The 14818-nt window shown below is 62.7% G+C and carries 14 protein-coding genes; 9 read left to right on the top strand and 5 right to left on the bottom strand.

Going from position 1 to position 14818, the window contains the following annotated elements; all coding sequences use genetic code 11:
* Positions 1-2: 2 nt before the first annotated feature.
* The 5 genes from ACR30Z_RS06105 to sdhC form a co-directional block, all read right to left on the bottom strand.
* A complete protein-coding gene (locus ACR30Z_RS06105; protein ID WP_144647667.1) occupies positions 3-779 on the bottom strand; it encodes an alpha/beta hydrolase in 777 nt (258 codons plus the stop codon).
* A gap of 115 nt (positions 780-894) precedes the next feature.
* Complete coding sequence (locus tag ACR30Z_RS06110) at positions 895-1677, bottom strand: succinate dehydrogenase iron-sulfur subunit (protein ID WP_144647665.1); 783 nt, start codon at positions 1675-1677, stop codon at positions 895-897.
* Positions 1677-3476 carry a succinate dehydrogenase flavoprotein subunit gene (sdhA, locus tag ACR30Z_RS06115; protein WP_434371584.1) on the bottom strand — a complete coding sequence of 600 codons (1800 nt, stop codon included), beginning with the start codon at positions 3474-3476 and terminating at the stop codon, positions 1677-1679. Before sdhA ends, ACR30Z_RS06110 begins: the two co-directional genes overlap by 1 nt.
* A gap of 100 nt (positions 3477-3576) precedes the next feature.
* Positions 3577-4053, bottom strand: coding sequence for a succinate dehydrogenase hydrophobic membrane anchor subunit (locus tag ACR30Z_RS06120; RefSeq protein ID WP_144647661.1), 477 nt, complete (start codon positions 4051-4053; stop codon positions 3577-3579).
* Positions 4054-4056: 3 nt separating this feature from the next.
* Positions 4057-4437: a succinate dehydrogenase, cytochrome b556 subunit gene (gene sdhC / locus ACR30Z_RS06125; protein ID WP_089594138.1), complete on the bottom strand. Its 381-nt coding sequence runs from the start codon at positions 4435-4437 to the stop codon at positions 4057-4059.
* Positions 4438-4726: 289 nt separating this feature from the next.
* Here sdhC and ACR30Z_RS06130 point away from each other — a divergent pair, with 289 nt between their 5' ends.
* The 9 genes from ACR30Z_RS06130 (at position 4727) to ACR30Z_RS06170 (ending at position 14817) form a co-directional block, all read left to right on the top strand.
* Positions 4727-5824, top strand: a complete 1098-nt coding sequence (locus tag ACR30Z_RS06130) for a mannose-1-phosphate guanylyltransferase (RefSeq protein WP_434371745.1) — start codon at positions 4727-4729, stop codon at positions 5822-5824.
* 110 nt (positions 5825-5934) lie between these two features.
* On the top strand, positions 5935-7140 hold the full coding sequence (locus ACR30Z_RS06135; RefSeq protein ID WP_144647657.1) for an amidohydrolase: 1206 nt from the start codon (positions 5935-5937) through the stop codon (positions 7138-7140).
* A gap of 122 nt (positions 7141-7262) precedes the next feature.
* On the top strand, positions 7263-7697 hold the full coding sequence (locus ACR30Z_RS06140) for a MarR family winged helix-turn-helix transcriptional regulator (protein ID WP_434371587.1): 435 nt from the start codon (positions 7263-7265) through the stop codon (positions 7695-7697).
* Positions 7698-7740: 43 nt separating this feature from the next.
* On the top strand, positions 7741-8172 hold the full coding sequence (locus ACR30Z_RS06145) for an organic hydroperoxide resistance protein (protein ID WP_144647653.1): 432 nt from the start codon (positions 7741-7743) through the stop codon (positions 8170-8172).
* Positions 8169-9185, top strand: a complete 1017-nt coding sequence (locus ACR30Z_RS06150) for an NADP-dependent oxidoreductase (protein ID WP_434371589.1) — start codon at positions 8169-8171, stop codon at positions 9183-9185. The genes ACR30Z_RS06145 and ACR30Z_RS06150 overlap by 4 nt, the downstream gene beginning before the upstream one ends.
* Before the next feature lie 223 nt (positions 9186-9408).
* Complete coding sequence (locus tag ACR30Z_RS06155) at positions 9409-10515, top strand: BMP family lipoprotein (RefSeq protein ID WP_434371591.1); 1107 nt, start codon at positions 9409-9411, stop codon at positions 10513-10515.
* Positions 10516-10650: 135 nt separating this feature from the next.
* The gene (locus ACR30Z_RS06160; protein WP_434371593.1) at positions 10651-12168 is read left to right on the top strand and encodes an ABC transporter ATP-binding protein; all 1518 of its coding nucleotides are present in this window, start codon (positions 10651-10653) and stop codon (positions 12166-12168) included.
* On the top strand, positions 12161-13531 hold the full coding sequence (locus ACR30Z_RS06165; RefSeq protein WP_434371595.1) for an ABC transporter permease: 1371 nt from the start codon (positions 12161-12163) through the stop codon (positions 13529-13531). Before ACR30Z_RS06160 ends, ACR30Z_RS06165 begins: the two co-directional genes overlap by 8 nt.
* A complete protein-coding gene (locus tag ACR30Z_RS06170; RefSeq protein ID WP_089594145.1) occupies positions 13528-14817 on the top strand; it encodes an ABC transporter permease in 1290 nt (429 codons plus the stop codon). The genes ACR30Z_RS06165 and ACR30Z_RS06170 overlap by 4 nt, the downstream gene beginning before the upstream one ends.
* The last annotated feature ends 1 nt before the right edge of the window (position 14818 follow it).

Below are 14818 nucleotides of genomic sequence, written 5' to 3' on the forward strand. Positions count from 1 at the left end.
GGCTAGCCGGCGTCGCGGATCTCCAGATACGGATCCGCCCACGCGCTGATAATCCGCGCAACCCGTGCTGCCTGGCCCTTGCCCGTGAGCAGATGCTCGCTGCCTTCCAGCGAGATGAAGCTACGGGGGTGCCGGGCAGTACGGAAAATCTCGCTGGCGTTGTCTATCCCCACGGTGTTGTCGGTGGGGGAGTGCATCACCATGAGCGGCTTGTGGAGGGTGCGGATGCAGTCGCGCAGATCAGCGCGCTCCACATCCTCCACAAAGTGGCGGCGGACCTCCATGGGCCGGCCACCAAGGTCCACCACGGCGCTGCCGTCACGCAGGATGGCATCGATCTCGCTGTCGAACATGTGCTCCACGTGCTTCGGCTCATAGGGTGCACCGATGGTCACGACAGCATTGAGTCCGGGGATGTCGCGGGCTGCGGCCAGCACAGCCGCACCCCCGAACGAATGGCCCACCAGCAAGGAAATGTCCCTGCCCTGCTCCCTCATGAATTCTGCGGCGAGGATGGTGTCGGCAACCTTGACGCTGAACGACCCGGCGGACCATTCCCCGGCCGAACCGCCCAGACCCAGGTTGTCGAAGCGCAGCATCCCCACGCCCTGCTCAGCCAGCCCTTTACAGATGCGGGACGCCGCCGGGCTGTCCTTGCCCAGGGTGAGCCCATGCGAATACAACCCCCATCCTCGGACGGGACCTTCGGGGACATCCACGATGCCCGCCAGCGCATCGCCGGTGCTTCCAGTGAAGCTGATCTTTTCGGAGCGTGACACGCTGGTCTCCTTGCGTTGCGATGTGTGGTTGCGGCAGTTGATTAACGACGACGGCGCCCCTCACCTGAAGAGGTGAGCGGCGCCGTCGACGTGCTGTTCTTCGAGGAACGGCCGGCTAGATCTTGCGGGCCAGGATGGCCTGCTTGACCTCTGCGATTGCCTTGGTTACCTGGATGCCACGAGGGCATGCTTCCGAGCAGTTGAAGGTGGTGCGGCAGCGCCACACGCCCTCTTTGTCGTTGAGGATCTCAAGGCGCATGTCGCCGGCGTCATCACGGGAATCGAAGATGAAGCGGTGTGCGTTGACGATCGCAGCCGGACCAAAGTACTGGCCGTCGGTCCAGAAGACCGGGCAGGACGAGGTGCAGGCAGCGCAGAGGATGCACTTGGTGGTGTCATCAAAGCGCTCACGGTCTTCGACGGACTGCAGGCGTTCCTTGGTGGGCTCGTGGCCCTTGTTGATCAGGAACGGCATGACTTCGCGGAAGGACTGGAAGAACGGTTCCATGTCCACGATCAGGTCCTTCTCCACCGGGAGGCCCTTGATCGGCTCGACGGTGATGGGCTTGGACGTGTCCAGGTCCTTCAGCAGCGTCTTGCAGGCGAGACGGTTGCGGCCGTTGATGCGCATCGCATCGGAACCGCACACGCCGTGGGCGCAGGAGCGGCGGAAGGAAACACTTCCGTCGATTTCCCACTTGACCTTGTGGAGGGCATCCAACACACGGTCCGTGCCGTACATGGTCAGCTTGTAGTCGTCCCAGCGTGCTTCGTCCGAGATCTCGGGGTCGTAGCGGCGTACGCGGAGCGTGATGTGGAAGGTGGGGATTTCACCGTCACCGGCAACACTTGCCGGGAGCTCGATCTTGGAAGCGGGCTCTGCCATTTCGGTCGTCATTAGTACTTACGCTCCATCGGCTCGTAACGGGTGAAGATGACGGGCTTCGTCTCAAGACGGATGCCCGCGACGGATTCCGCCGAGGAGTCGACGGTGACGGAAGTGTCCAGGTAAGCCATGGAGTGCTTCATGAACTTTTCGTCGTTGCGGTCCGGGAAGTCCTCACGGTAGTGGCCACCGCGGGACTCTTCACGGTGCAGGGCACCGACGGTCATGACTTTGGCCATGTCCAACAGGAAGCCGAGCTCCACTGCTTCCAGGAGGTCCAGGTTGAAGCGCTTGCCCTTGTCCTGGACAGTGACGTTCTTGTAGCGCTCTTCGAAGGAGGCGATGTCGCGAAGGACCTGCTCCAGCGATTCCTTGGTACGGAACACCTGCATGTTGGCATCCATGGTGTCCTGCAGTTCCTTGCGGATCTGGGCAACACGCTCGGTGCCGCTACCCGTGAGCAGGCCGTCAAGGATGCCACGCGTCATTGCCTCGGGGTCCTCGGGCAGCTCGACGTAATCGGCCGTCTTGGAGTACTCCGCAGCGGCAATACCCGCACGCTTACCGAACACGTTGATGTCCAGGAGCGAGTTGGTGCCCAAGCGGTTGGAACCGTGAACGGACACACAGGCAACTTCACCGGCTGCGTAGAGGCCAGGCACGATCGTGTCGTTGTCCTGCAGCACCTCGGTGGTGATGTTGGTGGGGATGCCGCCCATGGCGTAGTGCGCCGTCGGGAACACGGGAACCGGATCCGTGAACGGCTCCACGCCCAGGTAGGTGCGGGCGAACTCGGTGATGTCCGGAAGCTTGGCCTCGATGTGGGCTGGCTCAAGGTGGGTCAGGTCCAGGAGGACGTAATCCTTGTTCGGGCCACTACCGCGGCCTTCACGCACTTCGTTGGCCATGGCGCGGGCCACGATGTCGCGGGGTGCGAGGTCCTTGATGGTGGGGGCGTAGCGCTCCATGAAGCGCTCACCTTCGGAGTTACGCAGGATGGCGCCCTCACCACGTGCACCCTCGGTGAGGAGGATGCCCAAGCCGGCGAGGCCGGTCGGGTGGAACTGGAAGAACTCCATGTCTTCCAGGGGGATGCCGCGGCGGAACGCGATGCCCATGCCGTCGCCGGTAAGGGTGTGGGCGTTGGACGTGGTCTTGAAGACCTTGCCCGCGCCGCCGGAGGCGAACACCACGGACTTGGCCTGGAACACGTGAAGCTCGCCGGAAGCGAGGTCGTAGGAGACCACACCGGCAACGCGCTTCTGCTTGTAGGGGGTACCGTCTTCACGCACTGCGTCTTCTTCGACGATCAGCAGGTCAAGGACGTAGTACTCGTTGTAGAACTCAACGTTGTGCTTGACGCAGTTTTGGTACAGCGTCTGCAGGATCATGTGGCCGGTGCGGTCGGCCGCATAACACGCACGGCGGACCGGGGCCTTGCCGTGGTCACGGGTGTGGCCACCGAAGCGGCGCTGGTCAATCCGGCCCTCGGGCGTGCGGTTGAACGGCAGACCCATCTTTTCCAGGTCCAGCACGGCGTCGATGGCTTCCTTCGCCATGACCTCTGCTGCGTCCTGGTCAACCAGGTAGTCGCCACCCTTGATGGTGTCAAAGGTGTGCCATTCCCAGTTGTCTTCTTCGACGTTGGCCAGTGCTGCACACATTCCACCCTGGGCCGCACCGGTGTGCGAGCGGGTGGGGTAGAGCTTGGTCAGTACCGCTGTGCGTGCGCGCTGACCGGACTCGATCGCGGCGCGCATGCCGGCGCCACCTGCACCGACAATGACGACGTCGTACTTATGGACCTGCATACCAGATGCTCTCTCTTTCAAAAATTCAGATGGTCGGCGGAGGCTGCTCCGCTACGTGAGGCGAGCCGAAGTTAACCGGAACGCCGCTGCGGCAGGGCCGCTACGGGGCCGGGCAGAATCCGCCAGGCAGCTGAACACCGTCGACGACGGGGCACGGGTTGAACGTGAAGATCACCAAGGTGCCAAGGATGATGATGACCAAGGTGGCCGCGTAGAGGACCATCTTGAGCCAGAAGCGAGTGGAATCCTTCTCGGCGTAGTCGTTGATGATGGTGCGGACGCCGTTGGTGCCGTGCAGCATGGCAAGCCACAGCATGGCAAGATCCCAGAACTGCCAGAAGGGATCGGCCCACTTGCCGGCTACGAAGCCGAAGTCAATGGCGTGGATGCCTTCGCCCACCAACAGGTTCACGAAGAGGTGGCCGAAGATCAGCACCACCAGGACGATGCCGGAGAGGCGCATGAAGAGCCAGGCGATCATTTCGAAGTTGCCGCGGCTCGAGCCGGAGCGGTTGTACTTCGGAGCGACCTTCCCGGAGCCAATTTTTCCGCTGCGTGGAGTTTCGATGGTTGTCATGGCTTAGTGGCCTCCCAGCGCGAGGGAAAGGTGGCGGATGGCGAAGCCGGCGAACGTGACCAGCCACAGCGCCAGCACGATCCACAGCATCTGGCGCTGGTACTTCGCGCCCTTCTTCCAGAAATCGATGGCGATCACACGCAGGCCGTTGAAGGCGTGGAAGATGATCGCGGCGACCAGGCCCGTTTCACCCAGGGCCATGAGGGGGTTCTTGTAAGCACCAATAACGGCCGTGTAGGCCTCAGGGGACACGCGCACCAATGAGGTGTCCAGCACATGGACCAACAAGAAGAAAAAGATCACTACACCGGTAATACGGTGTCCAACCCAGGACCACATGCCTTCACGGCCGCGGTACAAGGTGCCAGCTGGTTTTGTCGGCACTGATTAAACCTTCCTGCAACACAGCGGCGCTGGCATGGGATCCACGCGGGGGGAACGCCTGCTGCGAGAGCACTCGTAGCTCACGCCTAAATCTAGGCTTCGCTCACAGCATATTCAATTTAGGGCGGGCTTCTCTGCTTGTTAATTCCATGTTTCCTGCCAGTATTCAGGCGATTTTGGCCAGTCCCTGAGACGAACGCCACATGTGTGGCGTTCTGCGGGGCTTCCGGGTTGCGTCGGATAAAGTGTTGCGGTGAGTACAGAAGACGCGAAATACCCGGAATCGCCAATGAACCGCTTCCATGCGGTTATTCCGGCGGGCGGTGTGGGGACCCGGTTGTGGCCACTCTCGCGTGCCGCTGCGCCCAAGTTCCTCCATGACCTGACCGGTTCCGGCAGCACGTTGTTGAGGGCCACCTACGACCGCCTCGAGCCGCTGGCCGGCGAGAGGGTCCTTGTTGTCACCGGCGAGGCACACCGAGCCGCCGTGTGCCGCCAGCTCCCCGAGGTAGGGGACGACGAGCTGGTGCTCGAAAGCGAGCCAAAGGACTCCGGCGCTGCTATCGGGCTGGCCGCTGCCATCCTGTACCGCCGTGATCCGGACACCATCATGGGTTCCTTCGCTGCGGACCAGGTGATCAGCCCCGACGACCTCTTCCAGGAGACGGTGCGCGAGGCGATCTACACCGCTGCCATGGGAAAGATTGTCACCATCGGCATCAAGCCCACGCATCCCTCCACCGGTTTCGGCTACATCCGATCCGGCGCTGCCCTCCATGTTGAGGGCGCTCCGAATGCGCTGGCCGTGGCGGAGTTCGTCGAGAAGCCCAGCCAGGAAGTCGCCAACAAGTATGTAGAGGCCGGCGATTACGTCTGGAACGCCGGTATGTTCGTCGCTCCCGTTGCCCTCATGCTCAAGCACCTCGAAGCCAACCAGCCGGAGCTGTTCGCGGGCCTGCAGGAAATCGCCGAGGCCTGGGACACTCCGCAGCGCGCCGAAGTGACGGCGCGTGTGTGGCCAACCCTGCCGAAGATTGCCATCGACTACGCCGTCGCCGAACCCGCAGCGGCAGCCGGCGATGTCGCCGTCGTACCTGGCACCTTCCGCTGGGATGACGTTGGCGACTTTGCCGCCATCGGCCGGCTGAACAATGCAGGCGATGTCGATGAAGTGACGGTACTCGGGGAAGGTGCCCGTGTCTTCGCTGAGAACGCGAGCGGCGTGGTGGTTTCCGATACCAAGCGTGTCATTGCCCTCATCGGCATTAAGGACGTGGTCATCGTGGACACCCCGGACGCACTCCTGGTCACCACCAAGGAACATGCCCAACTCGTGAAAGGCACAGTCGACGCCCTGAAAGCCAGCGGCGATACGGACGTGCTGTAAAGCATTCGCTTATACCGTGAGCCACCTCTTTGGTTGTCCTGCGCCTGAACGCAGCGTAACCAAGAGGTGGCTTTCGTTCTTCGGGGGCCGCGCATGGCTAGAGTTGTGACGTGCGCAATTACACGACTGAAACCGAGCCCGCTCCCGTTGTGAGTCCTTGGGTTGATGAACTGCTTCCCGGACTCATCGAATTCCGGCGTGACCTGCATGCGCACCCGGAGCTTTCCTTCAAGGAATTCCGCACCACGGACAAGCTCGTGGAGCGACTGGAGGCAGCCGGACTGAAGCCCCGTCGGCTGGAGGAGACCGGATTGACGGTTGACGTGGGTGAAGGCCCCATTGCCACAGCCCTTCGCGGGGATATCGATGCACTGCCGATCATCGAGGAAACCGGCCTGCCCTTCGCGTCGAAGAACCATGGCGTCACGCATGCGTGCGGGCACGATGTCCACACCACCGCCATGCTGGGTATTGCCTTGACGCTGCAGCGAATGCACAAGAACAATCCGTTGGGCGGCACGGTCCGGATCATCTTCCAGCCTGCCGAGGAAACCATGCCCGGCGGCGCCTTATCCTGCATTGAGCAAGGCGTGCTTGAAGGCGTGCCGAGGATCCTGGCGCTGCACTGCGATCCCCGGATCAACGTTGGCCAGATCGGCACGCGTATCGGCGCCATCACGTCGGCATCGGACACCATCAAGATCGAACTCTCCGGACGCGGTGGCCACACTTCCCGCCCGCACCTGACCGAAGACCTGGTCTTTGCTTTGTCGCAGATCGCCATCAACGTTCCGGCTGTCCTTTCCCGCCGCGTGGATGTCCGCAGCGGTGTATCCGTGGTCTGGGGCCAGATTTCCGCCGGCTCTGCGCCGAACGCCATTCCCGGATCCGGCTACATGGCCGGCACCATGCGTTGCCTCGACCGCGATGCCTGGCACAGTGCGGGGGAGTTGCTGGACGACGTCGTGAAGCAGGTTGCCGCGCCCTATGGCGTGGATGTCCGCATGGAGCACACCAGGGGAGTTCCTCCGGTGGTGAACTCGGAGCACGAGACGGCTCTGATCGAGGCGTCGGCCCGCGCGGAGCTGGGCGAGAATGCTGTGGTCCTCACCCCGCAGTCCATGGGTGGCGAGGACTTTGCCTGGTTCCTGGCCGATCTGCCCGGTGCCATGATGCGACTCGGCACGCACACGCCCGGTGGCGAGGAATACGATCTTCACCGCGGCGACTTCATCGTTGACGAGCGCGCGCTCGGTTATGCCATCCGCGTCCTGACCGCAGCCGCCCTCCGCACCATCCGCGACCTCGAGAAATAAACCCACCTGGGGGACAGCACATGTCCTTTTAAGCGCCCTTTGGAGCCTGTGCTGTCCCTTGATGTGGTGACTTTCTCCCGGATGAGTTGTGCACAATTGAATTGTGCACTATTGTTTTAGTCATGAGTGATGCACCCCGCCTCCGCCACCAGGTCTGCTTTGCGCTGTACTCGGCGTCCAAAGCCGCGACGGCGGTCTACCGCCCCGTACTGGAAGACCTCGGGCTGACCTACCCGCAATACCTGGTGATGCTGGTCTTGTGGGAGCGGGAACCGCGGAGCGTCCGTGAACTCGGTGCTGAACTGGGCCTTGACTCCGGCACCTTGTCGCCCCTGCTGAAGCGCCTCGAAGGCCTGGGCCTCGTGGAACGCCGCCGTGCGGCCGAGGATGAGCGCCGGGTGGACGTCGTCCTGACGGACGCGGGAACCGCCTTGAGTGCCCGCGCCCAGGCTGTGCCCCAGCGCCTCGCGGACGCCGCCGGCCTGTCTGCCGACGAGATCGAACAGTTGCACGCCACCCTCGGCAAACTCACTGCGGCCCTGAACAGCTCACTCTGACACGTTTTCCAAGCCACCCATTCCCAAGAGAAACGGAAACACCATGAAGACTCTCTACACTGCTGAGGCACTTGCCTCCGGCGAAGGCCGCGATGGCAATGCGCGCACCAACGACGGCAAGCTGGACGTTTCGCTCGCCAGCCCCGTGGAACTCGGCGGAAACGGCCAGGGAACCAACCCCGAGCAGCTTTTCGCTGCCGGATACGCCGCCTGCTTCCACTCCGCCTTGCGCCTGGTGGGCCGCAAGGAGCGCGCGGACCTTAGTGATTCGGCTGTTGCCGCGAAGATTCACTTCGGTGCCTTGACGGACAGCGAAGGCTATGGCTTGGCTGCCGAACTCGAAATCGCCCTGCCCGCCCTGGACCGCGACACCGCAGAACAATTGATGGCGAAGGCACACCAGATCTGCCCCTACTCCAACGCAACGCGCGGCAACATGGCCGTTGACCTCAAGCTCGTGGAGTTCGCAGCATGAGCGCCGCCACCAGCACCACAACCCGCGAAATCCAGCTCGCCTCCCGCCCCGTGGGGCGGCCCGCTCCGGAGAACTTCCGCCTGGCGGAAGCCCAGCTGCCGGAGCTCGCTGAGGGCCAGATCCTGGTCAAGAACCAGTACATGTCCGTGGACCCCTACATGCGCGGCCGCATGAATGACGTCAAGTCGTACTCGGCGCCGTTCCGCCTCGATGCAGCGCTCGACGGCGGTGCGGTAGGTGAGGTGATCGCGTCCCGTTCGGACGCGCACAAGGTGGGTGACGTCGTCGTGCACCAACTGGGGTGGCGCGAACACGCGGTGGTGGACGCAGCAGCGACTACCCCCGTGCCGAGCGGCTTGGCTCCTACCTCCGCCTTCCTCGGAGCGCTGGGCATGACCGGCCTGACGGCCTATGCCGGCCTGCTGAAGGTGGCCGAGTTCAAGGAAGGCGACGTTGTCTTTGTGTCCGGAGCGGCCGGCGCAGTTGGATCCATGGTGGGCCAGATCGCCAAGGCCATGGGTGCCGGCAAGGTCATCGGCAGCGCCGGTTCTCCCGAGAAGGTGGCACGGTTGCTGGAACTCGGTTTTGACGCCGCGTTCAACTACAACGATGCACCAGTGCTGGACCAGCTCCGTGAAGCAGCGGGGGAGCGCGGCATCGACGTCTACTTCGACAACGTCGGCGGCGAGCACCTCGAAGCTGCGCTGGCTACGCTGACCGTTGGTGGCCGGGTGGCCATGTGCGGCGCCATCGCCCAATACAACTCCACTGAGCCTCCCGTTGCGCCCAGGAACCTGGCAGTGGCCATCGGCAAGCAGCTGACGTTGCGCGGTTTCCTGGTGGGCGGCCAGCGGCAGCACGCCGCTGAGTTCGCACAGAAGATGGCGGGATGGCTGGCTGATGGGTCCGTTAGCTATGACGAAACCATCGTCGACGGACTCGAGAACGCACCGCAGGCATTCATCGATTTGCTGGACGGCGCGAACACCGGAAAGATGCTCGTTCGCCTGTGACTTGCGCACCCAGCTACTGCTTGGTAACAAAAGGTCAACAATCTGACCTGGAGTGATCAATTGTGGTAGCTGGGTGTGTTGCAGGCCACTAGTGTGGGTTTCATCAATGCGCTTCGGCGCAGCTGCGAGCATCAGTGAAAACAGAATTTCTGCCTCAGGTATAGGAAACGGACACTCATTGACCATCCGTCGTAGCGCCAATCACTTTCTTCCTGGAGGAAAATTGAAGAAACCACTGCGTGCCACCCTGAAGCGCGGTTCAATGGCCGGTGTTGCCACTGTCGGCGCAGCAGCGCTCCTGCTGACCGGCTGCGGACAGGCCCCCGACGCCGGATCCGGCGCCGCTACCAAGAGCGACTTTGTTGGATGCATTGTGTCCGACTCCGGCGGATTCGATGACCAGTCCTTCAACCAGTCCTCGTTCGAAGGCCTTAAGAAGGCCGAGACCGATTTGGGCATCACGGTGAAGTCGGCCGAATCGAAGGCCAACAGCGACTTCGAAACCAACCTCAACGGCATGATCTCTGCCGGCTGCAACCTCACGGTGACCGTTGGCTTCCTCTTGGGCGATGCCACCAAGGCCGCCGCCGAGAAGAACGCCGACAAACACTTCGCGATCGTCGACTACACGTACGAGACTCCGATCGCCAACGTCAAGCCGATCGTCTATGACACGGCACAGGCGGCATACCTGGCCGGATACGCGGCTGCGGCTACCACCAAGACCGGCAAGGTGGGTACCTTCGGCGGCATCAAGATCCCCACGGTCACCATCTTCATGGACGGCTTCTACGACGGCGTCCAGGCCTACAACAAGGCCAAGAACAAGACCGTCCAGGTTGTTGGCTGGGACAAGACCACCCAGGACGGTTCGTTCACGGGTGACTTCGAGAAGCAGGACACGGGCAAGCAGGTCACCATCAACCTGCTGGACCAGGGCGCGGACATCATCATGCCTGTCGCAGGACCTGTTGGTAAGGGTGCGGGCGCTGCGCTGAAGGAGGCCAAGGCGGCCGGCAAGGACGTCAAGCTCATCTGGGTTGACTCCGATGGCTACCTCACCGCTCCTGAGTACAAGGACCTCATGCTGACTTCCGTGGTCAAGCAGATGGGCGAAGCTGTTGAAGCCGTGGTGAAGGATGACACGGAAGGCAAGTTCAACAACGCCGCCTACGTCGGCACCTTGGAGAACGACGGCGTTGCCATCGCTCCGTTCCACGATCTCGATTCGGCAGTTTCTGCCGAAACGAAGTCCGAGCTCGATGCCCTGAAGGCTGACATCGTCTCCGGCAAGCTGGTTGTCGAATCGGCAGCGAGCCCCAAGAAGTAAATCAATTCCTGGACGCGCCGCCAGTACCGAGCCCCGGTACTGGCGGCGCGTTTTTGCCCTGACTACGCTGGGCCTCAAAGCCAGTGGCTTTGGAGCAGTACAGCCGTCCCTCGGACTCACAGAACGGTGGGAGTTGTGAAACTCGAATTGAAGGGGATCTCGAAAGCCTTCGGGACCTTCTACGCCAACCAAGACATCGACCTCGTGGTCGAATCCGGCCAGATCCATTGCCTTCTCGGCGAAAACGGTGCCGGAAAATCAACCCTTATGAACGTGCTGTACGGGCTGTACGAGCCCACAGCCGGACAGATCCTGGTCAATGACCAGCCGGTCAGTTTCCGCGGCCCCGGTGATGCCATGGCGGCCGGCATCGGCATGGTGCACCAGCACTTCATGCTGGTCCCCGTCTTTACGGTGGCGGAGAACGTGGCCCTCGGTGCAGAGCCGACCTCGTTCGGCGGTGTGCTCAGCATGGACGACACTCGAAAGAAGATCCGGGAAATCTCCGATAAGTACGGCTTTGACGTGGACCCCGACGCCTTGGTGGAGGGCCTGCCCGTGGGCGTCCAGCAACGGGTCGAGATCATCAAGGCACTGGTCCGCGAAGCCAAGGTCCTCATCCTGGACGAGCCCACGGCCGTGCTGACGCCGCAGGAGACCGATGAACTTCTGGACATCATGCGTCAGCTCAAAGCAGGCGGCACGTCCATCGTCTTTATCTCGCACAAGCTGCGTGAAGTGAAGGCTGTCTCAGACGTCATCACCGTCATTCGCCGCGGCAAAGTAGTGGGGGATGCGCCTCCCACGGCATCCGCCACCGAACTGGCGTCCATGATGGTGGGCCGCCCCGTCAGCCTGAGCCTGAACAAGGCACCCGCGCAGCCGAAGGAAACCACGTTCGTGGTGGAAAACCTGACGGTCCGCGCTGCCAACGGCACCAACGTGGTGGACGGGATTAGCTTCGACATCGCCCAAGGCGAGATCCTCGCCGTCGCGGGTGTCCAGGGGAATGGCCAAACGGAACTGACCGAAGCCATCCTGGGCGTGCAGGAGCACGTCACAGGTTCGGTGACCCTGGACGGCAAGCAACTGCTGGGCCTTCCGGTCAAAGAGGTGCTGCGTTCGGGCGTCGGCTTTGTTCCAGAGGACCGCACCGTGGATGGACTGGTTGGTCCCTTCTCGGTGGCCGAAAACCTGGTGCTTGACCTGTATGACCAAGCACCGTTTGCCAGCGGCATCAGCATGAAGCCGGCCAAGGTTGCCGAGCATGCCAAGGCCAAGATCGAAGAATTCGATATCCGGACTCCCTCTGCGGGGTCGGCCGCCGGAACGCTGTCCGGCGGCAACCAGCAAAAAGTGGTCATGGCCAGGGAATTGTCCAGGCCTCTGCGGTTGTTCATCGCGAGCCAGCCGACCCGTGGCGTGGATGTCGGCTCCATCGAGTTCCTGCACAAGCGCATCGTTGCCGAGCGCGACGTCGGAACGCCGGTCATGATTGTTTCCACTGAACTTGATGAGGTCATCGAACTCGCCGACCGGATTGCCGTGCTCTACAAGGGCAAGCTCGTGGGCATCGTCCCCGCCGGCACACCCCGCGACACCCTCGGCTTGATGATGGCCGGCGTCGGCCCGGAAGGAGGCTCCGATGACTGAGAACGATCAGTCCAAGAGCGAACCAACACCCGCCCTGCCCACTGAGGACAGGCCCGCTGAGGACCAGTCCGCAGCGGACCTCCGTGCGGCAGATGTATCCCTCGATACCGCGGGAGGCATGCTGGAACCGTCCATCGTTCCGGTGTCTTCCCAAAGCGGCGATTCAGGAGCGCAGCAGGGCAGCCTCATGCGCCGGATCGTGATGGGAAACGGCTTCGTGTCCGTCCTGGCCGTCATCGTGGCGCTGTTCCTGGGTGGCCTGCTGATTGCCAGCACGGACGCCCAGGTAGCCAAAACCGCAGGGTACTTGTTTGCACGGCCCACGGACTTCCTGAGCGCGTTGTGGTCTGCCATGACCGAGAGCTATGTTGCCCTTTTCCAAGGGTCGGTTTTCAACCCCCGGCAGGGACTGCAGCCGCTGCTGGAAACCATGACTGTGGCAACTCCGCTGATCTGTGCGGGCCTTGGTGTTGCCTTGGCCTTCCGCGCCGGCCTGTTCAACATCGGCGCCCAAGGACAGATCATCATCAGCGCCACGCTTGCTGCTTACGTAGGGTTCGCCTGGCACTTGCCGTTCGGCCTGCACCTGCTGGTAGTCATCATCATGGGGGTCCTGGGTGGTGCTCTTTGGGGTGCCATCGTCGGCATCCTCAAAGCTCGGACCGGCGCACACGAAGTGATCGTCACCATCATGCTGAACTACGTGGCGTTGTTCCTGCTGGACTTCCTGCTGAACACTGCTGCGTTCCGGCGTCCGGGTGACAACAGCCCCATTTCGCCCCGCCTGGACGAGTCGGCGACGTATCCCGTCCTCATCCCCGGCTCCCGTCTCCACCTGGGATTCCTGGTGGCCATAGCGCTGACCTACGGCGTGTGGTGGCTGTTGAACCGGTCCACCATCGGCTTCGAGTTCCGTGCTGTTGGCGCCAACCCCATCGCCGCACGGACCGCCGGCGTGAAGGTATCCCGCGCCACCATCCTGGTGATGGCCATGGCCGGTGCCCTCGCCGCCTTCGGAGGTATTGCGCAGGTGGCCGGTACGGAGAAGGTGCTGACCGGCGGCGTCGCTGCCCAGATCGGCTTCGACGCCATCACGGTTGCCTTGCTGGGACGCAGCACGCCGTGGGGGACGTTCTTCGCCGGCCTGCTGTTTGGAGCTTTCCGTGCAGGGGCAGTGCAGATGCAGATCCAGACGGGAACGCCCATCGACATCGTGCTGGTGGTGCAGTCCTTGATCGTGCTCTTCATCGCAGCACCTCCGCTCATCCGGTCGATTTTCCGGCTTGAGCCCAAGAAGAAGAACAAGACACCCAAAGCGGCTCCCAAGGCTGCCCTCGTCAACGCCTCCGGAGGTGCCAAATGAGCGCGACAACCACCGCTCCGAAGTCGGGCTCAACGGCCCTGCCGGCGTTCCGGCCTTCCATGAAAGTCCCGCTATCGCTCGGCATCCTTGCCCTCATAGCCCTGGTCTTCTTCGGCTTCCTGGGCCCGGACCAGACAGCCGAGATGAAGATCAGCGACGCAGGTGACGCCGTTGCCGTCCCGGCGCTCATGATTCCGGGGCAGGTGGGCGGGGTGGTCTTCGGCATCCTGCTCCTGGCCATGGCCGCCTACTCCATCTACCTCTGGACGCAGGGGGAGCGGTCACCCAAGTGGCTGCCCATCGCGTTTGCCGTGGTGTTCGTGTTCGCACTGCTCGTCTGGATCGTGGCCGGCGCACGGCAGCCGTCCATTTCACTGGCAGGCCTCGTTGCCGGTTCGGTGACACTGGCGGTGCCCTTGGTCTTCGGCTCTCTCTCCGGCGTGCTCTGTGAGCGCGTGGGCGTGGTCAACATCGCCATTGAAGGGCAACTTCTGGGCGGCGCCTTCACTGCCGCGCTGGTAGCCACCATGACGGGCAGCCCTTACATTGGCCTGATCGCGGCGGCTGCAGCCGGTGCCGCTGTTTCCATGGTCCTTGCGGTCTTCAGCATCAAATACCTGGTCAACCAGATCATTGTGGGCGTTGTCCTCAACGTGCTGGTCTCCGGCCTCACGGGCTTCCTTTACGGCACGCTGATGGTCCCCAACAAGGAGCAGTTCAACACCCCGGGGCGCCTGGACATCCTGCCGATCCCGCTGCTCTCGGACATCCCCATCATCGGGCCCATCCTGTTTGAGCAGTCCATTGCCGGCTACCTCATGTACATTGCCGTGGCTGTGGTGTGGTTCGGCTTGTTCAAGACCCGGTGGGGCCTGCGGGTCCGCGCCGTCGGCGAGCACCCGCAGGCTGCCGATACCCTGGGCATCAACGTCAACGCCACCCGCTTCTGGAACGTCACCCTGGGTGGTGCCATCGCTGGTATCGGTGGCGCCGTCTTCACCCTGGTGACCATCGACTCCTTCACCAAGGACATCTCCGGCGGCCGCGGCTTCATCGCCTTGGCCGCGTTGATCTTTGGCCGGTGGAACCCGATCGGCGCGTTCCTGGCATCGCTCCTGTTCGGCTTCGCGTACAACCTGCAATCCATCCTGGGCATCATCGGTACCCCGGTGCCCAGCCAGTTCATGGCCATGCTGCCGTATTTGGTGACCATCTTCGCCGTCGCCGGTTTGGTGGGTAAGTCGCGGCCACCGGCCGCAAGCGGCATACCGTACGTGAAGGGTTGAC

It is taken from the genome of Paenarthrobacter sp. FR1 (assembly GCF_051106045.1).
GTDB lineage: Bacteria > Actinomycetota > Actinomycetes > Actinomycetales > Micrococcaceae > Arthrobacter > Arthrobacter nitroguajacolicus_A.